18 protein-coding genes are annotated in these 21279 nt (G+C 66.7%); 13 read left to right on the top strand and 5 right to left on the bottom strand.

Annotated features, from left to right (window positions below):
- Position 1: 1 nt before the first annotated feature.
- A complete protein-coding gene (gene hslO / locus CFR76_RS08850; protein WP_110556843.1) occupies positions 2-982 on the top strand; it encodes an Hsp33 family molecular chaperone HslO in 981 nt (326 codons plus the stop codon).
- A 100-nt stretch (positions 983-1082) separates the two neighbouring features.
- Positions 1083-2012, top strand: coding sequence for a hypothetical protein (locus CFR76_RS08845; RefSeq protein WP_110556801.1), 930 nt, complete (start codon positions 1083-1085; stop codon positions 2010-2012).
- Between the two features lie 123 nt (positions 2013-2135).
- Here the strand turns inward: CFR76_RS08845 and CFR76_RS08840 are convergent, their stop codons facing one another.
- Entirely contained in the window at positions 2136-4247 is a 2112-nt protein-coding gene (locus tag CFR76_RS08840) for a protein-disulfide reductase DsbD family protein (RefSeq protein ID WP_110556842.1), read from the bottom strand.
- A gap of 91 nt (positions 4248-4338) precedes the next feature.
- Here CFR76_RS08840 and hrpB point away from each other — a divergent pair, with 91 nt between their 5' ends.
- The 6 genes from hrpB to CFR76_RS08810 are packed head-to-tail and all read left to right on the top strand — an operon-like array spanning position 4339 to position 11565.
- A complete protein-coding gene (hrpB, locus tag CFR76_RS08835; protein ID WP_244191854.1) occupies positions 4339-6897 on the top strand; it encodes an ATP-dependent helicase HrpB in 2559 nt (852 codons plus the stop codon).
- A gap of 36 nt (positions 6898-6933) precedes the next feature.
- Positions 6934-8160: a S1C family serine protease gene (locus CFR76_RS08830; RefSeq protein ID WP_110556799.1), complete on the top strand. Its 1227-nt coding sequence runs from the start codon at positions 6934-6936 to the stop codon at positions 8158-8160.
- A gap of 30 nt (positions 8161-8190) precedes the next feature.
- The gene (locus CFR76_RS08825; RefSeq protein WP_025439326.1) at positions 8191-8871 is read left to right on the top strand and encodes a response regulator; all 681 of its coding nucleotides are present in this window, start codon (positions 8191-8193) and stop codon (positions 8869-8871) included.
- 30 nt (positions 8872-8901) lie between these two features.
- On the top strand, positions 8902-10479 hold the full coding sequence (locus CFR76_RS08820) for a sensor histidine kinase (protein WP_110556841.1): 1578 nt from the start codon (positions 8902-8904) through the stop codon (positions 10477-10479).
- Between the two features lie 4 nt (positions 10480-10483).
- Positions 10484-10807: a hypothetical protein gene (locus tag CFR76_RS08815; RefSeq protein WP_110556798.1), complete on the top strand. Its 324-nt coding sequence runs from the start codon at positions 10484-10486 to the stop codon at positions 10805-10807.
- Positions 10804-11565, top strand: a complete 762-nt coding sequence (locus CFR76_RS08810; RefSeq protein ID WP_110556797.1) for an SIMPL domain-containing protein — start codon at positions 10804-10806, stop codon at positions 11563-11565. Before CFR76_RS08815 ends, CFR76_RS08810 begins: the two co-directional genes overlap by 4 nt.
- A 180-nt stretch (positions 11566-11745) precedes the next feature.
- Here the strand turns inward: CFR76_RS08810 and infC are convergent, their stop codons facing one another.
- From infC to CFR76_RS08790, 4 genes are all read right to left on the bottom strand, one after another.
- Positions 11746-12267, bottom strand: a complete 522-nt coding sequence (gene infC, locus CFR76_RS08805; protein ID WP_110556796.1) for a translation initiation factor IF-3 — start codon at positions 12265-12267, stop codon at positions 11746-11748.
- A 225-nt stretch (positions 12268-12492) separates the two neighbouring features.
- Positions 12493-14427, bottom strand: a complete 1935-nt coding sequence (gene thrS / locus CFR76_RS08800; RefSeq protein WP_110556795.1) for a threonine--tRNA ligase — start codon at positions 14425-14427, stop codon at positions 12493-12495.
- Positions 14428-14468: 41 nt separating this feature from the next.
- Entirely contained in the window at positions 14469-15371 is a 903-nt protein-coding gene (locus CFR76_RS08795; RefSeq protein ID WP_110556794.1) for a glycosyltransferase family 9 protein, read from the bottom strand.
- A gap of 5 nt (positions 15372-15376) precedes the next feature.
- Complete coding sequence (locus CFR76_RS08790) at positions 15377-16369, bottom strand: tetratricopeptide repeat protein (protein WP_244191853.1); 993 nt, start codon at positions 16367-16369, stop codon at positions 15377-15379.
- 101 nt (positions 16370-16470) lie between these two features.
- On the opposite strand from CFR76_RS08790, the gene CFR76_RS08785 reads away from it, so the two are divergent.
- The 5 genes from CFR76_RS08785 to murA all read left to right on the top strand — a co-directional run bounded on the left by CFR76_RS08785 (position 16471) and on the right by murA (position 21276).
- Positions 16471-17700 (top strand): glycosyltransferase family 4 protein, encoded by a 1230-nt coding sequence (locus CFR76_RS08785; RefSeq protein WP_110556792.1) that lies wholly within the window; start codon positions 16471-16473, stop codon positions 17698-17700.
- Positions 17701-17934: 234 nt separating this feature from the next.
- Positions 17935-19080, top strand: a complete 1146-nt coding sequence (locus tag CFR76_RS08780; RefSeq protein ID WP_110556791.1) for an aromatic ring-hydroxylating oxygenase subunit alpha — start codon at positions 17935-17937, stop codon at positions 19078-19080.
- Between the two features lie 72 nt (positions 19081-19152).
- The gene (locus tag CFR76_RS08775; protein WP_110556790.1) at positions 19153-19344 is read left to right on the top strand and encodes a hypothetical protein; all 192 of its coding nucleotides are present in this window, start codon (positions 19153-19155) and stop codon (positions 19342-19344) included.
- A 96-nt stretch (positions 19345-19440) separates the two neighbouring features.
- The gene (dcd, locus tag CFR76_RS08770) at positions 19441-19995 is read left to right on the top strand and encodes a dCTP deaminase (RefSeq protein WP_025439336.1); all 555 of its coding nucleotides are present in this window, start codon (positions 19441-19443) and stop codon (positions 19993-19995) included.
- Positions 19996-20013: 18 nt separating this feature from the next.
- Positions 20014-21276 carry a UDP-N-acetylglucosamine 1-carboxyvinyltransferase gene (gene murA / locus CFR76_RS08765; RefSeq protein ID WP_110556789.1) on the top strand — a complete coding sequence of 421 codons (1263 nt, stop codon included), beginning with the start codon at positions 20014-20016 and terminating at the stop codon, positions 21274-21276.
- The last annotated feature ends 3 nt before the right edge of the window (positions 21277-21279 follow it).

Raw genomic sequence — 21279 nt, 5'->3', positions numbered from 1 at the left:
GATGCTGCGGGTTTCTGCCATGACTGCCAATAATCCCTCCCCCGCCTTCCTGGACACAAGCCGCCCCGACACGCCCGACCTGGTCGTGCCGCAGGGTGTGGTGCCGTTCTACCTGGACCACCGGCCAGTGCGCGGCCGCCTTGTCCGCCCCGGCGTGCTGACCGACACGCTGCTGACCCGCCATGACAATCCCGACGCCGTGCTGCGGCTGGCGGGGGAAGCGCTGGCGCTGGTGGCGGCCCTTGCGTCATCGCTGAAATTCAGGGGATCATTTTCCCTGCAGGCCAAGGGCGATGGCCCGGTCAGCCTGCTGCTGGCCGACTGCACCGATTCCGGCGCGCTGCGCTTCCACGCCCGGTCAGATGACGAACAGGTGGCCGAACTGCTGAAAACCACCCCAAACCCGACCGCCAGCCAGTTATTGGGCAAGGGCTACATCGCCTTCAGCGTCGATCAGGGGCCGGACACCGACATCCATCAGGGCATTGTCGAGATGAATGGCGAAAGCCTGTCGGAAATGGCCGCGCATTACTTCGCAACCTCCGAACAGCATGCCTGCTGGGTCAGGCTGTTCTGCGAAAAGACGCCCGCGGGCTGGCGCTCGGGCGCGCTGGTGATGGAAAAGATCGCCATGGATGGCGGGGTCGGCAACGACATCACGACCGAGGAAGGCGATGATGCGTGGGAAACCGCCGTCACCCTGGCCACGACGCTGACGGCGCGCGAGGTGCTGGATGACAGCCTTTCATCCGGTGACCTGCTGTACCGCCTGTTCCATGCCGAAGGCCTGGTTGCGGGCCAGCCGCGCGCGCTGGCGTTTGGCTGCCGCTGTTCGCGCGCGCGCCTGTCGGGCATCCTGGAAACCTTCCCACTGGATGACCTGGACCACATGGCGCAGGACGGCACGATCACCATGAACTGTTCATTCTGCAACCACAGCTTCCACTTCCAGCGTGATGAGATCGGTGGCAAGGCGGCCTGACGCTGTCCTGCCCCTGTTCCACCGGCGCGTAACATGGCACGCTTGCAGTCCAGACTGACCTGCCGCGCTGCCTGCGCCTGCCGTTACCGGGATATAATCCATGCGACCGAACCGATCGCCGCTTTCCGCCCCTGCCCTGCGCCACGGCCTGCACGTGGCACTTGTGGCCAGCCTGCCGTTCCTGATGCTGCCGCTATGCGGCCCCGCCTACAGCCGCAGCCACCATCAGGACGATACCCCCGTCACGTTCGAGGGGCCGCAATATGGCGATGCCCAGCCACTGAACCTGAATGTGGCATCCATCTCGGTCGTGGACCGGGGGCAGCCGGGGCTGGTGCCGGGCGACCTGTCGGGCCGCGCGCCCAACCCGCCCGACCAGCTTCTCAAGCAGATGGCGCATGACCGGCTGATTGCCGCCGGCGGCGGGGGCGAGGGCGTGTTCACCATCGACCGGGCCTCCATCCTGCATGAACCGGGCGGCATACTGGACGGGCAGCTGAACGTGCATCTGGACGTGACCTCGGCCGATGGCCGCCGAACGGGATATGCCGTGGCCCAGGTCACCCGCTCCTATGACCCGAAGCGCAAGCACGGCAACAGCGACACGCCGGAAAACCTGAACACCCTCACCAACATGATGCTTGTGGACATGAGCAGGGAACTGGAAAGCCAGATCCGCAACAACCTGGGCAACTGGCTGGTCACCGGACAGGGACAGGTGCCCAGCGGCATCGTCGCACAGCCGCTGGACGGGACCGAGGAACCGCAGCCGGCCCCGGCCACACAGGCCACGCCCGCACCGGACACCGGCACCATGACCATTGGCGGCGGGCCGACCGACCTTCCGCCAGCGGCACCTGCCACGCCCACCCCGGCACCGGCAGTCCCCAAACCCGCGAATGAGGGACCGGACGCCATTTTCCCCACCGGCTATCCATCCGATGACGGGGACGGCGCGACACCGGCGACCACGCCGCAACTGCGCTCCCCCCCGCCGGGTAACCTGACGCTGCCGGGCGGCGCCAACTAATCCTTTCCGCCCCCTGTTTTGGGGAAGTATTTAAAAATAAAAGTTTCCGGGTGCCGCCTTTTTTTCAAAAGGCGGCATTCTTTTGAAGCTTTTTGAAAAAAGCTTCACCAAAAACTTCTGTCCTTATTTTCCTTCCGGCGCGGTCATGCGCAGGACAAGGCCGGGTGTCAGGATTTCGGGCAGGATGACCTCCGCCCCATGGGCGGGGTAATAGGCATAGAACGGCACCCCGTCGCGCCCATGGTCATGCAGGAAGGCGGTAATGGCCGCATCCCGCAGGGTCCAGTCCCCCTTCATGTAAACGATCCCGCGCCGGGCGAAGGCGTCCTGTACCGCATGGGTGGACAGGGCCACGCGTTCGTTGACCAGGCATGAAATGCACCATGCCGCCGTCATGTCCACGAATACCGGACGGCCCTGCCTGCGCAGTTCTGCCAGACGGGTGGGGGAAAAGACGGAACTCCCATCCGTCACCCGGCCGGTGCCCCGGCTGCGGTCATGCACGCTGGCGGGCGGCAGCACGCCGCCACCCACAAACGCCACCAGCAGCAGCAGGATCGCGATGGCGCGATACAGCCCCGCGCGACCCTGCATGGCGTCGCGCAGGTCCATCATGCTGGCGCGGCGCAGGCACCAGCATCCCACCAGCACCAGAACCAGCCCCGCCGCCAGCAGGTCCAGCGCATCCATGCCGCCTTCCAGCTTCGCCACCCATGCCAGCCACACGCATGTGCCCAGCACCGGCAGGGCCAGCAGGTTGCGCACGGTTTCCATCCACCGTCCCGGCTTCGGCAGCCAGCCCAGCAGTCCCGGCATGCACGCTAGCAGCAGGTAAGGGGCCGCAAGCCCGCACCCAAGGGCCACGAAAACCAGCAGCCCCACCACCGGCGGGGCCGCCAGCGCGCCTGCCACCGCCGCCCCCATGAACGGCGCGGTACAGGGCGAGGCAAGGACAACCGCCAGCACCCCGGTCAGGAAATCCCCCGCATGCGCGGGCAACCCGTCCCCCAGCCCCATGAGCCGCAGGCCGATGGCAAAGAAGCCCAGCAGGTTCAGGGCGACGGCAAACAGCAGCAGGCAGATCGCGATGACAAAGCCGGTGGACTGGAACTGGAACCCCCATCCCGCCTGCTGGCCCGCCACGCGCAGGGCGGCGATCGCGCCCCCCAGCACAACGAACGACCCGACCACGCCCGCCGCATAGGCGCCGGCCCCGACAAGGGCCGCCCTGCGTTCACCACGCGCCATGCGTTCCAGCGACAGCACCTTCATCGCCAGCACCGGGAAGACACAGGGCATGAGGTTCAGGATCATCCCCCCCACAAACGCCATGCCCACCAGCCACCCGACATGCGCGATCCCGCCGGCCGGGACCGCCACGGACGGCGGCGCAAGCGCGCGCACATCCCCGACCTCCGGATGGACCGACAGCCCGCGTTCCCGTCCCATGGGATCACGCAGCACCACGATACCGGACAGCCCCGCCCCACTATTGAAAACCGGCCCCGGTTTCAGCACCAGTTGCACGACCCCGTCACGCACGGTGACGGCCTGCGGCGCGTCCTGGTCGATCGCGCCCGCCACCTCGGGCATGAACCACGCATCCTTCACCGCATCGGGCGACAGTCCGCGCCCGTCGAGTTGCAGGACACCGGCAGGCGAGACGCGGGCGGCAAAGGGCGATGCCACCGGCCTGTCTGCGGCAGCGCGCGCGAAGGATGGGACCTCTGCCGATGGCCGTGCCTCGCCCCGTGGCAGGGTCAGGCTGAAGCGGCCGTTTTCCGGCACGCAGACCTCGGCGCAGACCAGCCACGCCGCCCTGGCGTTCAGCGTGACCGGCCCATCCCCTTCCCCGGCGGCCAGGGTCAGCGTAGCGGGCAGCAGCACATCGCCGGTATAGGCATAGGATGTCAGCGGCCCGTCATGCAGCACGCGCGGCGTGGGCCACTCAATGGTGCTCGCCTGCCCGGTCGCCCCGCCCGTTGCCGTCACATCCAGCGTCGGCGCGTCCCCCGCATCACCGGGGTTGAGCCAGTAGGTATGCCACCCCGGCGCAAGACGCAGGCGCAGGCCCACATGCAGGGGCCTGCCGGGCCTGTACGTATCGTCATCCGTGACCAGGGTTACGGTGGCGCGGGGGGAAATCACCGCATCGCTCTGCGCGGCGCGGGCCGTGGGCAGGGCGCTCACCAGCAGGCACAGGATGGACACAAGCCACAGGAAGGGCACGGACAGTACTCCGCAGGAACCGGATAAAGGAAAAACGCGCCGGTGTACCATGCCAAGGATTGCCCCACCACCATGCCCGACGCCATAAGATCAGGATATGGCCTTAGACCCGACCTTGCAAAACCGTCTCGACACCCTCCTGTCCGAAAACGGCGATACGCTGCCCGTCGCCGCCGCCCTGCCGCCCCTGCGGGCCGCACTGGCGCGCACGTCCAATGCCGTTCTGGTCGCACCACCAGGTGCTGGCAAGACCACGCTGGTCCCGCTGGCGCTGCTGGATGCGCCGTGGCGCGGCGATGGCCGGATCGTGATGCTGGAACCGCGCAGGCTGGCCACGCGCGCGGCCGCCACGCGCATGGCGGCGCTTATGGATGAGACGCCGGGCGGGCTGGTGGGCTACCGCACCCGGCTTGAGGGCGCGACATCGGAACGCACGCGCATCGAAGTGATTACCGAAGGGCTGCTGGTGCGCCGCCTGCTGTCCGATCCCACGCTGGATGGGGTGGCGTGCGTGATTTTTGACGAAATCCATGAACGCTCGGTCGATGCGGATGCCGCCCTTGCCTTCTGTCTCGACCTGCAACGCAGCCTGCGGCCTGAGCTAAGGCTGGTCGCCATGTCCGCCACCATGGATGGCGCGGCGCTGGCGCAGCGCATGAATGCCGAACTGGTGGAAAGCGAAGGCCGGATGTTCCCCGTGGAAATTCGCCACGCCACCCGCGACCTTGTCCACCGCCGCGACCTGCCCGACGCCATGGCCGCCGCCATCCGTAGCGCCATCGCGCAGGACCCCGGCGATGTGCTGGCCTTTCTGCCCGGCGTTGCCGAAATCCACCGCACGCGCGGCCTGCTGGACGGGATCGCGGCGGATGTCCTGCCGCTCTATGGTGAACTGCCCCCCGCCGAACAGGACCGCGCCCTGACGCCCCACCCCGACGGGCGCAGGCGGGTGATCCTGTCCACCTCCATTGCCGAGACATCGCTGACCGTGCCGGGCGTACGCATTGTGGTGGATGGGGGATTCCGCCGCGTGCCCCGGCTGGATGTGGGCACGGGGCTTACGCGACTCGACACGGTGCGGATTTCACGGGCTGCGGCCAGCCAGCGCGCGGGCCGCGCCGGGCGCGTCGCCCCCGGTATCGCCATGCGGCTGTGGACGGAAATGACCACGCGCGCCATGCCCCCCCATGACCAGCCCGAAATGATGGAGGCCGAACTGACCGGCCTGCGGCTGGACGCGGCGGCGTGGCAGGATGCGATGGGCACGGCCCCCGCCGACCTGCCCTTTCCCGACACGCCCCCCAATGGCGCGTTCGAAGCCGGGCGCAGCCTGCTGCAGGCGCTGGGCGCGCTGGATGATGACGCCCGGATCACGCGGGCGGGCACGCGCATGGCCGCCCTTGGCGCGCATCCCCGCCTTGCCGCCATGATGCTGGCCGCGCGCACGCCAGCCGAACGCGCCATGGCCGCCGACATCGCCGCCCTGCTGGAAGAACGCGACCCGCTGCGTCCCCGCCGTCCCGCCGGTGGCAGCCGGGGCGCGCCACCTGCCGCGCCGGCGGATATCCGCCTGCGCCTGGACCTGCTGGCCGGTGGCGACCACCCCGATGCCGACCGCGCGGCGCTGTCGCGCATCCGCCATGCCGCCCGGCAGTATCGCAGGCGGCTGGGACTGGGGCGCGACATTCCCGCAAGTGGCGACCCCGCCGCCCTGATTGCCGCGGCCTTTCCCGACCGGGTGGCCCAGTCCCGTGGGGATGCGGGGTCGTTCCGCCTTGCTGGCGGCGGCAGCGCGCGCCTGTCCAAGACGGACGAACTGGCGCGGTGCGGCCTGCTGGCGGTGGCGGGGATGCATGTGCGCAAGGCGGCCGAAATCTGCCTTGCCGCCCCGCTGGACCGTGACGCGCTGCCTGACAGCCTGCTGGCGCGGGCGCGCGAACAGGTTGAAACCACGCTGGACACCACAACGGGCAATGTACTGGCCCGGCGCAGGCTGCGTCTGGGCAACCTTGTGCTGCGCGACCGCACGGTTACCGCCAGTCCCGACGAGGTCAGCGCGCTGCTGTGCGCGCAGGCGGCGCAGAACCTTGCCGCGACATTCACGTGGGGTGACACCTGCCGGCAGTTGCAGGCCCGCGTGGACCTGGCGCGCGCCCGTCTGGACCGCGCGGACCTGCCCGACCTGTCGGATGAATCGCTGGCCCGGACAGCGGAAAGCTGGCTGGCCCCATGGCTTGCGGGAGTAAACCGCCTGTCGGCGCTGGCGGAAATGGACCTGCTGGCCATGCTGCGCGCCACGATGGACCATGCCACGCTGAAATGGCTGGACCGGATGCTGCCCACCCATCTGGACCTGCCGGGCGGGCGGGCCGCGATCGATTACCTGCAACCCGTGCCCGTGGCGGCGGCACGCGCGCAGGCCTTCTATGGCGTGACACAGACCCCCGCCATTGCCGATGGCCGGGTGGACCTGCGGATCGCCCTGCTGTCGCCCGCGGGCAGGCCACAGGCCATTACCGCCGACCTGGCCAGGTTCTGGGCCGGGTCATGGGCGGATATGCGCCGTGACATGCGCGGCCGCTACCCCCGCCATGACTGGCCCGAAAACCCCGCCACGGCCAGCCCGCCGCCGCCACGACCACGGCGCACGCCATAAAACCGCATGCATTTACGTCGCAGATGTCATGCAGCCATGGCATTGCCGCTTTTTTTAGATAACATGGGTTATCATGAACATTCCTTCGCCCCGCCCCGTATGAAACGGATCGCCATGGCCTGTCGCCCGGCTTTCCGGCTGTTACCGATCCTGCTGCTGGGCACACCCGGACCGGACGGGCTGGCGACAGTGGCGCACGCGGGGGAAGCTGCGCCCGCGCCCGCCGTATCGCCCAATCCCTCCCTGTTCGCGCCACCCGTGCCGCCGGTGGTCTCGACCGGGCCGCTGACCTTCGCCCCGCTGGTGCGCCAGGTGGGGCCGGCCGTGGTCAATATCGCGGTGGCGCAGGACAGCCACGCCACCACCGGCGGCCGCCAGCCCCTGCCCCCCAGCGTCAAGGGCACGCCGTTTGAACACAAATTCCGCGAACGCATGCGCGCGCATGGCGAGGAAATGCTGGGGGCGGGTTCGGGCTTCCTGATCGACCCCAGCGGCGTGATCGTGACCAACGCGCATGTGGTGGGCGGCGCCGACCTGATTACCGTGTCGCTGGCCGATGGCACGGAATTCCCCGCCCATCTGGTTGGCAGCGATGACCTGACGGATATCGCGGTCATCCAGATCCACGCGCCCCACCCCATGCCCTTCGTGCCATGGGGGGACAGCCGCCTGGTCAATATCGGGGACTGGATCATGGCGGCGGGCAACCCGTTCGGGCTGGGGTCATCCGTGACCGCGGGCATCGTGTCGGCGCGCGGCCGCGATATCGGCACCAGCCCGTTTGATGACTTTTTCCAGATCGACGCCCCGATCAATCCCGGCAATTCCGGCGGGCCGTCCTTCAACCTGGGCGGGCAGGTGGTGGCGGTGAACACGGCCATCGTCTCCCCCACCGGCGGGTCGGTGGGCATCGGATTTGGCCTTCCGTCGGAAATCGTGGCACCTATAGTGGAAGAACTGCGGCATAATGGCCATATCGACCGGGGATGGCTGGGTGTTACACTGACGGACGGATCGGGACATGACGGCGTGCAGATTGTCGGCATCGACCGCAATGGCCCGGCCATGAAGGCGCACCTGCATATAGGGGATGTCATTACCGCAGTGAACGATGAACCGATCGATACGTCACGCATGCTGATCCGCTCGATCGCGGCAAAAAGGCCCCAGTCAGTCGTGGTGCTGCACATCCGCCGCCACCACGAGGCGCTGAGCCTGCCCGCCTGTGTCGGCCACCGCCCCGACGAGGACATGGAAGACTGACCGACCCCGCCCCAAACGACGTGAGGCAACGTGCATATTCTTGTTGTTGAAGATGACCCCACCGTCCGCAGCTTCGTGGCCAAGGGCCTGAAGGAAGCCGGGCACCTGGTCGAACTGACCGATAACGGCAAGGACGGCCTGTTCATGGCCGTGAGCGAGAAGTTCGACCTGATCATACTCGACCGCATGCTGCCCGGTGGCATTGACGGCGTGCGCCTGCTGGAAACCATACGCGCGCAGAACAACACGACCCCCGTGCTGCTGCTGTCGGCGCTGGCGGATGTGGATGACCGCGTGCAGGGCCTGAAGGCGGGGGGCGATGATTATGTCACCAAGCCCTTCGCCTTCAGCGAACTGCTGGCCCGTGTCGAGGCGCTGGGCCGCCGTGGCCGGACGGAAACGGCGCCCCAGACCAAGCTGGAACTGGCCGACCTTGAAATCGACCTGCTGTCGCGCACGGTGCGCCGCGCGGGCCAGAAGATCGACCTGCAGCCGCGCGAATTCCGCCTGCTGGAATACCTGACCCGCCACGCCGGGCAGGTCGTGACCCGCACCATGCTGCTGGAAGGCGTGTGGGACTACCATTTCGACCCGCAGACCAACGTGATCGACGTGCATGTCTCGCGCCTGCGCCAGAAAGTGGACAAGCCGTTTGGCACGCCGCTGATCCACACCATCCGCAACGCGGGGTACATGCTGCGTGCCGAATAGGCGCCATCCCTGCCCGCGCGCGGGATGCTGATGCCCACCGGCTTTCCCCGCGCCATGCCCCGCCCGTCGCGCTGGCGGGCGTGGCGGTCGGCCAGCCTGCGTTTCTCGCTGGCCTATGGCATGATGTTCGCCCTGTCCTCCATCCTGTTCATGTCCTTCATGTGGTGGGGGACGATCGGCTTCCTGGAACGCCAGGTGGAAACCGCCATCAATGCCGACGCCCGCGCCCTGGCCGAACGCTGGGTGATGGGGGGCCTGCCCACGCTGGCCCTGACCATCGAGGACAGGCTGGAGCAGAACCTGGATGACGATGCGATCTACCTCGTCATCGACCCGCAGGGGAATTACCTGACGGGCAATGTCTCGGCATGGCCCGCGAAGGTGCAGTACACGGACCGCTGGTATTCCCTGCCCGATACGCGCGCGGGGCTGCGCGGCATGGCGGAACTGCATGCCTACCGCCTGCCCGGCACGGCGCAGAGCCATACGGCCGGGCAACTGGACAGCGGCTACCGCCTGCTGGTGGGGCGCGACGTGCGCGCGCGCGGCATCCTGCGCCACCTGCTGACCGATTCGCTGTTATGGGCGTGGGTCATGGTCACGCTGCTGGCTGTCAGCGGGGCGGTGCTGGTGCATGGCATTTTCCGCCGCATGGTCAAGACCGTGGCCCGCACCACATCCGCCATCGCCCATGGCGACCTGAGCCGCCGCATGCCGCTGGTGGGCAATGGCGATGAAATGGACCAGGTGGCCGAAGCCATCAACGAAATGCTGGACCGGATCGTGCGCCTGATGGATGGCGTGCGGCAGGTATCCAATTCCATCGCCCATGACTTGCGCACCCCCATCGCCCGTGCCCGCACCCAGCTTGAGGATGCGGCCCTGCACGCGAAATCGGATGCGGAACTGCGCGATGCGATCGAACGCGCGGTGGGCAACCTGGATAACGTGACCGCCGTGTTCGAGGCCCTGCTGCGCATTGCCCAGATCGAGGCCGGCGCCCGCCGCTCCGCCTTCATGACATTCGACCTTGTGCCGGTCCTGCGCGATGTGGCCGACCTGTATGAAGCCGTGGCGGAGGAGCGTGACATAAGGCTGGTGCCGGACCTGCCCGACAGCCTGAGCTTTTACGGTGACCGTTCGCTGATCCAGCAGGCCGTGGCCAACATGCTGGACAACGCCATCAAATTCTCGCCCCCCGGCGGCACCGTCCACCTGCGCGCGCAGGTGCGCGAACTGGCACCCGGGCGCATTATCGGCCCCACGGGCGAAGGCATGCTGGACCTGTGTGTCAGTGATGAGGGCGTGGGCATGAGCGAGGCCGACATGGCACGCGCCACGGAACGTTTTTTTCGCGCGGAAAAGGCACGCAATACCCCCGGTTCGGGGCTGGGCCTATCCATGGTGCGGGCCATCGTGCAACTGCATGGGGGGCGGATGCACCTGTCGGCGCACAATCCCGGGCTTACGGTTTCGCTGGCGCTGCCGATCGCGGCCTGCGCGATTTCGAAAAGCGAGGAGGATGTTCCATCTCCCCCGCACATATCAGGCATGACGGAAAGGTCACCTTTCCCCCATCAGCATGACATGAACAGTAGCGTAAAGTAACACCATGAACATGCACCCCGCCATGGCGCCTGCCATTGTTGTGATGAGTTTCTGCCTGTGTGGTGTGGCCCCGGCCGGGACCGGCGCCGGGGCGGACGTCATCACCGCACGGGACGGATCGGAAAAGCCCGTGATCATTACCAGTGACACCAAGGCCTACTGCAACCGGCTGCTGAACATTATCGACGCCTACGGCCCGGCCCTGCCGCAGGATGTGGACAGCCTGCGCACGCAGGGCGCGGACATGTGCCGCGAAGGGCGAATCCGGTCCGGGATCGTACGGTTGCGTCGCGCGTTGGTCGAACTGAAGGAGACGACGCATTCATGACTTTTCCATTTTTCACGACCCCTGTCCGCCACAGCCTGCGTATTGCCCTGCCCGGCCTGCTGGCGGCGGCGACACTGCATCCGGCAGGTAGCATGGCCCAGACCCAGCCCGCGAACGCACTTCTCCCCAATACGACCGAACTGGAACTGTCGGCATCCGGCACGGTGCAGGCCCAGCCGGATGAACTGACCGCCACCTTCCTGGCCGAAGCCCGGGCGGATACGGCAGCCAGCGCACAGGCGCAGGTCAATGCGCTGGTGGGCAAGGTCACTGCGGCCAGCGCCCATGTGACGGGGGTGACCCTGAATGCCGAATCCTATTTCGTGCATCATGAGGATGGCGATGCGCGCCAGAACCGCAGGCCGCAATGGGTGGCGCGCCAGAGCATCCGCCTGACCGCCAGCGACGGCAAGGTGCTGCTGCCGCTGGTGGGGCAGCTACAGGCTGACAACCTGGCCCTGACGCGGCTGGACTGGTCCCTTTCACGCGAAAAGCGGATGGAACTGACCCGTAAGGCCGAGACGCTGGCGCTACAGGACATGCAGCAGCGCGCGCAGGCCGCGGCAGCCACGCTGAAGCTGGATGTTGCCTTCATCCGCACCGTGACGCTGGAAGACGAGAACATGCCACGCCCGATGCCCATGATGATGATGCCCCGCGCCGCCAGCATCGAAACGGCCCCCCCGGAAGCGCCAACCGGCATGCAGGATGTCACGGCGACCGTGCGCGCCAAGCTGGTCCTGAAACCCGCCGGGTAAAAACCCGCTCCTTCCTGTCGTGACCAGACCGGACACGCCATGTCGGCCATATGGCAACCGCGTCCCATAAACATCGTGCGGAAACCTGCACCCGGTTTATCCGGCATGCAAAACAGACGAAAAAGGCCCGGTGGATCATCCCACCGGGCCTTTTTCATGATACGGGCAGCGACACCGCGCCTAGCGCGGGGCCAGCACCATGATCATCTGGCGGTTTTCAAGCTTGGGCATATGCTCAACCTTGGCGACCTCATCCATTTCCGAGCGGATACGTTCCAGAACCTTCACACCCAGATCCTGATGCGCCATTTCACGGCCACGGAAGCGCAGGGTCACCTTCACCTTGTCGCCTTCGCCGATGAAGGTCTTCATCGCGCGCATCTTCACCTGATAGTCATTTTCGTCAATGTTCGGGCGAACCTTGACTTCCTTGATTTCAATGACTTTCTGCTTCTTGCGCGCTTCGTTGCGCTTCTTCTGCTGTTCGTACTTGAACTTCCCGTAATCCAGAACCTTCGCCACCGGCGGCTCGGCGTTCGGGCTGATTTCCAGAAGGTCAAGGCCAACGGAATAGGCGCGCGCCAGCGCATCGCGCGTGGACATGATGCCCAGCATCTCGCCTTCTTCGTCGATCAGACGGACCTGCGGTACGCGGATCTCTTCATTGACACGGGGGCCCTCTCGATTTGGCGGAGTGGGCATCGGGGGTCTGGCTATGGTCAGCTCCTGTAACTGTTTCATTCAAACGGCAGATAAGGCCATTGCGCCTATCCACGCGCCCATGGCGGATACCATGGAAAACACGCAGGCAGGGCATGACCTTACATTATGGAAAGATATGTGACGCAAAGACGCGCCCCAGATCAAGTACTGTCTGTCCCGTACCCGCGAAAACAGCCATGCAATCGCGGCACGGAACCAGATTAATCAGCCGCGTGCCCTGCGGATGTCGGGTGGCAGGGCTTCATATGCAAGGGCGGACACCGCTTCCTCCAGCGGCAGGACTTCCTGCGCCTTGCCGCCAAGGCGGCGCAGGGCGACGGTGTTTTCCTCCGCTTCCTTGCGGCCAACCACCAGAATGACCGGCACGCGCGCAAGGCTGTGTTCGCGAATCTTGGCGTTGATCTTCTCGTTGCGCAGGTCGGCTTCCACCACCAGTCCCGCCTTGCGCAGGCTGTCGGTCACATGTTGGGCATAATCCGCCGCATCGGTCACGATGGACGCCACCACCACCTGCACCGGCGCCAGCCACAGCGGGAAACGGCCCGCATGCTGTTCGATCAGGATGCCAAGGAATCGCTCGAACGATCCCAGAATCGCCCGGTGCAGCATGACGGGACGGTGCCGCGCGCTGTCCTCGCCCACATAGGACGCATCCAGCCGTTCGGGCAGCACGTAATCGACCTGCAGCGTGCCGCACTGCCAGTCACGGCCGATGGCGTCGCGCAGCACGAATTCCAGCTTGGGGCCGTAGAACGCGCCTTCGCCCGGATTGTGCTCATAGGTGACGCCCGCCATGTCGCACGCGACCTTCAGCGCATTTTCCGCACGGTCCCATGTGGCGTCATCACCGGCGCGCTGTTCGGGGCGGTCGGCGAATTTCACGCGGAAATGCTCGAAGCCCAGATCCTGGTACACATCCGCCAGCATCCGCACGAACCGCGCGGTTTCATCGGCGATTTGGTCTTCGGTGCAGAAGATGTGGGCGTCATCCTGCGTGAAGCCGCGCACGCGCATGATGCCGTGCAGCGCGCCGGACGGCTCGTAACGGTGGCAGGCGCCGAATTCCGCCATGCGCAGCGGCAGTTCACGGTAGGAACGCAGGCCATGGCGGAAGATCTGCACATGGCACGGGCAGTTCATCGGCTTCAGCGCAAGGGTCTTGTCCTCGTCCTCGACGGTGGCGATGAACATGTGCTCGCGGTACTTGTCCCAATGCCCGGAGGCTTCCCACAGGGCGCGGTCAACAAGCTGCGGCGTGCGCACTTCCTGATAGCCGTTACCGTTCTGCGCGCGGCGCATGTAGTCCTGCAGCACCGAATACAGCCGCCAGCCCTTGGGGTGCCAGAAGATCTGGCCCACGGCTTCTTCCTGGATGTGGAACAGGTCCATCTCGCGGCCAATGCGGCGGTGGTCGCGGCGCTCGGCTTCCTCAAGCTGGTGCAGGTGGGCCTCCAGTTCCTTGCGGTCGCGCCATGCCGTGCCGTAGATGCGCGTCAGCATGGGATTGCGGTGGTCGCCCCGCCAGTAGGCGCCCGCCACCTTCATCAGCTTGAAGGCATGGCCCACATCGGCCGTGCCGCGCAGGTGCGGCCCACGGCACAGGTCCAGCCATTCGCCCTGGCGGTAGATCGAGATTTCCTCGTCCTCGGGCAGGTCGCGGATCAGCTCGGCCTTGAAGCGCTCGCCCCTGTTTTCAAAGAATTCGATGGCCTTGTCCCGCGGCCATGTCTCGCGCACGAAGGGTTCGTTCGCGGCCACGATTTCGCCCATGCGTTTTTCGATCGCGGCGAAATCCTCCGGCTTGAACGGCTCGTTGCGATAGAAATCGTAATAGAACCCGTTTTCGATCGACGGGCCGATCGTGACCTGGGTGCCGGGAAACAGCGACTGCACCGCTTCGGCCAGCACGTGGGCGGCGTCGTGGCGGATCATTTCCAGCGCCTCGGGGTCCTTGCGCGTGACAAAGCGGACCTTCGCGTCATGGTCGATCGCGCGACCGATATCCATAAGCCTGCCGTCCACTTCCATGGCAAGGGCGGCGCGGGCCAGTCCGGCCCCGATGGACTGCGCCACGGCAGTGCCCGTCACTGCCCCGTCAAAGCGGCGAACGGATCCGTCAGGCAGGGTTATGGCAGGCATGGTTTCATTGCTCCGGTTGAAGATGTTCCGCTGTAATGGCGTCAGGCGAGCGTCGCCGCAACCCTGTCGACGCGCAGAGTTGCCAGATCACGCACATAAATGACCCGCACCTGCCCCGCATGCCGGCCCACGGGCGCGGTCAGGGCGGGGTTGCTGTCGGCTGAAAACAGCACCGTGCAGGGCACGCTCAATGCCGCCGCCAGATGCATGGGGCCGGTATCGTTACCCACGGCGCAGGCCGCCCGCGCCATCACGCCACCCAGTTCCAGCAGCGATGTCCGCCCCGTCAGGTCCACCGCATCGGGACAGGTGTCACGGATGGTGGCGGCAAGCCCCCCTTCCCCCCTGCCGCCCACGATAACGGGCAGCAGGCCGCGCGCATGCATGCGCAGCGCAAGGGCGGCATAGCGTTCCACCGGCCAGCGCTTGGCCGGACGGTGTACTGCCGCCCCCGGCACCAGCACGCCATAGGGCGCGGGCAGGACAGGGCCGCCGCGCGCAAGCCATGACAGGTCGGGCACCGGCAGGCTGTCGATTCCCGCATGGCGCAACTGGTCGCGCTGGCGCGCGCGGGTGTGCATGACGCGCCGCTGCGGGTTGTCATGCACCGCCTGCGCGCCGCGCCCGATTCCCGACCATGCCTTCATGCCCGACAGGTGAAAATAGCGCGTACTGCGCCCCGATGTCTGCAGGTCGTAGATGAAGTCATATGAGCGCAGCAGCCGACGCAGCGCCATGACCGCGCGCAGGTCATGCCATGGCGGCCTGCGATCGACATGCACATGGTCGAACCACGGCGCATGGCGCGCAAGGTCGGCAAGCGGCGCCTGCGTCAGCAGGTCCACCGTGTCATGCGCATGATGGGCGCGAATGGCCGCGAACGGCGCGAAGGACTGGATGAAGTCGCCCAGCGCGCCCAGCCGGATCACCAGAATGCGGACCATGGGGGTCAGGGTGCCTCGGGGTCGGTTTCAAGCAGCGACAGGTCCTGCCGCGCCAGGTCGGCCTCATCCGAATCCGGGGCCAGCGTCACCACATCCTGCCAGTCGGCGCGCGCCTGCGCCATCTGGCCCTCGCGCTGGTACAGGATGCCGCGTTCCAGCAACGCCGCGCCGTTGCGGGGCATGTCCTTCAGGGCCGCGTTGATATCGGCCATGGCCTGTTCGATCCGCCCCAGCCTGCGCCATGCGGCGGCGCGCGCGACCAGTGCCTCGTCGCGTTCCGCCGGGACGGGTGGCAGCGGCGTCAGGATGTCGATCGCGCGCTGCGGCTGGTCCAGTTCAACCGCGACCCGCGCATAGACCAGGCGCAGCGGCACATCGTCCGGTTCCAGCGTCAGGCCGTAGGCCGCGCTGTCGAATGCCTGTTTCGGGCTGTCATCCGCCTGCCATGCCCGCGCCGCCTGTTCGGCCACGGCCGCGCGGCGGCGCAGCGACTGCGCGGTGTCGGGCTGCGCGCCCGCATGGGCCGGGTCCCCCACGGGCCAGCCGGGCACATGCGCCAGACGGTCCAGCGACGCCGCCGCCGTCGCCACATCCCCCAGTTCGATGCGTGCCAGGGCCGCGCACTGCTCGGCCTCCAGCCCGCCGCCATGGCCCAGCCAGTCCTCGGCATAATCACGCGCGCCATCGGGATCATCGGACACGGTGGCGGTGCAGCGGGCGAAACTCCATGCCTCGTGCCCGGCCTCCCCCTGCTCCGGCACGACGGGAACAGGGGCCGGGGCGGCCTGTGGCGCATCAGCCGCCATGACCCGGCCATTCCAGGCGGCATTGGCCGCCAGCAGCAGGCAGGCGCCCGCAACCACGGCACCAGCGGCCATGACGCCCCGGCACGCCGCCCGGACCCGGCTGGCGGGCCGGATTGGCGCAATGGCGGGACATACGGGGCACCCACCCGGCACGAAAGGGGGAAGGGCAGGCAGGCACGCAAGGACTCTCATTACCGCATTCGTCGGCCCGCCCGCCAAGAAGGTCAAGGGCCAAGCCCCCATTCGCCACCGACCCGTGCAGTTCCGATACGATCATGATATGGGGAAGGGTGATGCAAACCGTGACCAACCGCCCTGTCATCCTGCAGGTCCTGCCAGCCCTCGAATCCGGCGGCATAGAACATGGCACGCTGGAAATGGCGCGCGCCATCGTCCAGGCCGGTGGCACGGCCATCGTGGCCAGTGCGGGCGGGCGCCTTGTCCCGCGCCTGAAATACATCGGGGCCATTCCGGTCGAGATGGACCTGAAGGCCAAGAATCCCCTTTCCATCATGCGCAACGCGGGCCGCCTGCGCCATGTCATCCAGGAATTCGGCGTCAACCTGATCCATGCGCGTTCACGCGCGCCCGCATGGGCGGCCTTCCTTGCGTGCAGGCGGCTCAGGATACCGCTGGTCACCACATGGCATGGCGTGCATGAAGCCAACCTGCCGGGCAAGCGGCGCTACAACGGCGTGCTGGCGTCGGGCAGCCGGGTGATTGCCATAAGCCGCTACATCGCAGCCCGCCTGCGGGAGGAATACAAGGTGGGCGACGACCGCCTGCGCCTGATCCCGCGCGGGGCGGACATGCTGCGCTTCGACCCGCAGGGCGTGCGCGGCAACCGGGTGCAGAACCTGATCAACCTGTGGAACATCCCCGACGGCGCCACGGTCATCATGCTGCCCGCGCGCGTGACCCCGTGGAAGGGGCATGCGCTGCTGATCGAGGCCCTGGCGCGGATGAATGAAACAGCGGGCTTCAACGGGGACTGGGTGTGCATTTTCGTGGGCGAGGCGAACGAAAAGCTGGGCCGCGCGCTCGTCACCCTTGCCCGGCGCAGGGGAATCGCAACACACCTGCGCTTTGCCGGGCACTGCGCCGACATGCCGGCCGCCCTGATGCTGGCGGACATGGTGGTCGTGCCCTCGCTACGGCCCGAACCCTTCGGCCGCGTCGTGGTGGAGGCGCAGGCCATGGGCCGCCCCGTTATCGTGGCGGGCCATGGCGCGGCGCTGGAAACGGTGGATGACGGCGTGACCGGCTTCGTGTTCCCCCCCAATGACGTGCAGGCGCTCGCGGCGCGCATGCGCCACGTCGCCACCATGACCCAGGACGACCGCATCCGGCTGGCATGGCACGCGCGCGAGAATGTGCGCGAGCATTATTCGACACAGGCGATGCAGTACGCGACCCTGTCCGTATATGATGAACTGCTGCACACGCAGCTGGCAAACACCTTCTACCATGCCGCCATGGCGGACATGGACCAGGGTGGTGAAGTCCTGCCACAGGCAGGATAGCAGCGCGTATGCGGTAATCGTGCCATGTCGGGCGCCGGATTACCTTGATCTGCCTCATGGCGCCCCAAAAAGCCGGGCCGAGCATCCAGTATTCAGCATGGGCCTTATGCAACGGGTGGTTTTACAGTCGACAAGACGACTGAAATTCTTCACCCATTGCGCATTCTTTCTTCTGGCGGACGGGGATGACCCGCGGCCCGCCGTTTCAACGCGAACACTTCGGGACTGCACCACATGAACCAGATTTCCCCCGCCCAGACCGACGACATCACCCCCGTACCCGGCCCCCACCACCCCGACCTGCGCCGGGTGAATTCCAACCCGGATTTCTGGTATCCGGTGGCGTGGTCGGCCGACCTGAAGCGCGACAAGACGCTGGCGGTCAGCTATGCCGGCATTCCCATCGTGCTGGTCCGCCCCGACGAAGGCAGCGTCTTCGCGCTGTATGACCGCTGCCCCCACCGGCAGGTCCCGCTGAGCAAGGGCACCGTGAACGGCCAGACCGTGCGCTGCTGCTACCATGGCTGGGCCTTTGGCCGTTCGGGCCGCTGCATCGACGTGCCCTACCTTGGCAAGGGCAAGCTGCCCAATGGCGTGCGCACCTTCCCCGTGCGTGAGGCGGGCGGGCTGATCTTCGTCTTCCCCGGCGACCCGGAAAAGGCCGACAGCACGCCCTTCCCCAAGCTGGCCCAGACGGACAACCCCAAATACAAGACCAAGCATTTCAGCCCGCGGGTGAACTGCCACTACACCTTCATGCATGAAAACCTGATGGACATGAACCATCAGTTCCTGCACCGCCGCCAGATGGGCCAGATCAAGGCCCGCTTCCTGGGGCAGGACCAGGGCGAGGACTTTATCGAGGCGCGCTACAGCTTCATGCGCTGCGCGGGGCAGCAGCCGCTGGCCGAACGCCTGATCTTTGGCAAGCACAAGGACCTGCAGGGCCGCGAACAGCCCGTTGAGGAAGTCGTGACGATCCGCACGGAATATCCGTACCAGACCCTGCGCATCACCGACAAGGACGGTGACCTGATCATGGACCTGTGGACCGCCTACGTGCCGGTGGACAAGGACGAACGCATAACCCAGTCCTTCGGCCTGCTGTCCATCCTGCGCCCGCAGACGCCGTTCCTGATCGACGTGATCTGGCCCGCGCTGGGCTGGTTCACCAACCGCATCTTCCTTGAGGACAAGGAAATCGTGGAACTGGAACAGGCGGCATGGAACGAGGCGGGCTACGACCGCAACGTGGAAATCTTCCCCGTGGTCAAGGCGCTGCGTGAACTGCTGACCCGCTGCGGCATCCCCCAGGACATGCCGCCCGCCACCGCGGAAAAGCAGTCCCCCGCCCCGGCCGCACCCGCCACCCCGGCCTGAGCCGCCCGCCCGCCATCCCCATGGGTGGCGGGCATTCCCTTCCCCCGCCCCCCCCCCGCGTGAAGCCACCCCATGACCGAACGGCCTGACACACCCCGCCTGACCGACCGGGCCGAGGCCGCCCGCCAGCAGCGCCTTGCCCGTGAGGCCGAGGCCCTGCGCGCCAACCTGCGCCGGCGCAAGCAGCAGAGCCGTGCCCGCACGGCCCCCGCGCCTGATGCCCCCACCCCTGACAGCGGCGACATATCCGGCAACGAAGCGTGATTGCGGTTGCGGTCGGGCGGGCACTTCGTTAGTGGTCGCGCAACGGCCGACGGGTTGCCCGCGCGCCGCGTCACCGATGCCGAAGGAAGGGACAGCATGCCAATAATGCCCGATACGTGGATTCGCCGCATGGCCACGGACCATGGCATGATCGAACCCTTCGTGGAAAAGCAGAGTCGCGAGGGCGTGATCTCCTTCGGGCTGTCGTCGTACGGGTATGATGCGCGCGTCGCCAATGAATTCAAGATTTTCACCGACGTGGACAACGCGGTGGTCGATCCCAAGAACTTTGCCGAAAACAGCTTTGTCACCCGCCACGGCGACTGCTGCACCATCCCCCCGCACAGCTTCGTGCTGGCGCACACGGTCGAGTATTTCCGCATACCGCGTGACACGCTGGTGGTCTGCCTGGGCAAGTCCACCTACGCGCGCTGCGGCATCATCGTGAACGTGACCCCGCTGGAGCCGGAATGGGAAGGGCAGGTCACGATCGAGATCAGCAACACCACCCCGCTTCCCGCGCGCATCTACGCGAATGAGGGGATCTGCCAGTTCCTGTTCTTCCAGGGGGCATCGCCGTGCGAAGTCAGCTACGCCGACCGCAAGGGCAAGTACATGGGGCAGGTCGGCGTCGCCCCGCCACGTATGTAAGGGCAGGAAGCGCAAGTCATGGACCGTTTCATCATCCACGGCGGCCACCCGCTGCGTGGGGACATCGTCATTGGCGGTGCGAAGAATTCCGCCCTCAAGCTGCTGGTGGCGGGGCTGCTGACCTCCGAAAGGCTGGTGCTGGACAATGTCCCGCGCATTGCCGACATCCGCACCATGCGCAGGCTGCTCGAACAGCACGGCCTGACGGTGGAAGATGTCAGCGGCGACGGCGGCACGCTGTCGGTGGGCGGCGAAATCACCAATACCGAAGCCCCCTACAACATCGTCTCGAAGATGCGGGCCTCGATCCTTGTGCTCGGCCCGCTTCTGGCACGCTGTGGCGAAGCCCGCGTCTCGCTGCCCGGCGGCTGCGCGATCGGCACGCGCCCGGTTGACCTGCACCTCAAGGCGCTGGAAACGCTGGGGGCGAAGATCACGCTGGAAAACGGCTACATCCATGCCGAAGCCCCCCACGGCCTGAAGGGGGAACGGGTGATCCTGCCGTTCGCATCCGTGGGTGCGACGGAAAACCTGCTGATGGCGGCAACCCTGGCCAAAGGGCGGACCGAGATCATCAATGCCGCGCGCGAACCCGAGATCGGGGATCTTGTCGGCTGCCTCAACGCCATGGGCGCGCGCATTACCGGCATTGGCACCGGCAAGCTGGTGATTGACGGGGTGGACGGGCTGCACGGCGCGCGTTACCGCGTCATGCCCGACCGGATCGAATGCGGCACCTATGCCTGCGCCGCCGCCATTACCGGCGGTGAGCTGCGGCTGGTCGGTGGCCAGGTCGAGCATCTTGGCGCCGTGGTGCGCGCGCTGGAGGAAGCGGGCGTGGAAATGGTGCAGGAGGACGGGGCCGTGCGCGTGCAGCGCACCGGCGCGCTGCGCGGGGTCGACATCATGACCGAACCCTATCCCGGCTTCCCCACCGACATGCAGGCCCAGTTCATGGCGCTGCTGTCGGTGGCCGAAGGGGCGTCGATGGTGACGGAGACCATTTTCGAAAACCGCTTCATGCACGTGCCCGAACTCAACCGCATGGGCGCGCGCATCAACGTGCATGGCTCATCGGCCATCATCCGCGGCGTGCATTCGCTGTCCGGCGCGCCCGTCATGGCGACGGACCTGCGGGCGTCGTTCTCGCTCATCATCGCGGGGCTGGCAGCGCATGGGGAGACGATCCTGAGCCGCGTCTATCACCTTGACCGGGGTTACGAGGCCGTGGAGCGCAAGCTGGCGCAGTGCGGCGCGCATATCGAACGGGTTTCCGACTAGCAG

Source organism: Komagataeibacter swingsii (assembly GCF_003207895.1).
Lineage (GTDB): Bacteria > Pseudomonadota > Alphaproteobacteria > Acetobacterales > Acetobacteraceae > Komagataeibacter > Komagataeibacter swingsii.
This window is presented reverse-complemented; position numbering and strand designations above follow the sequence as displayed.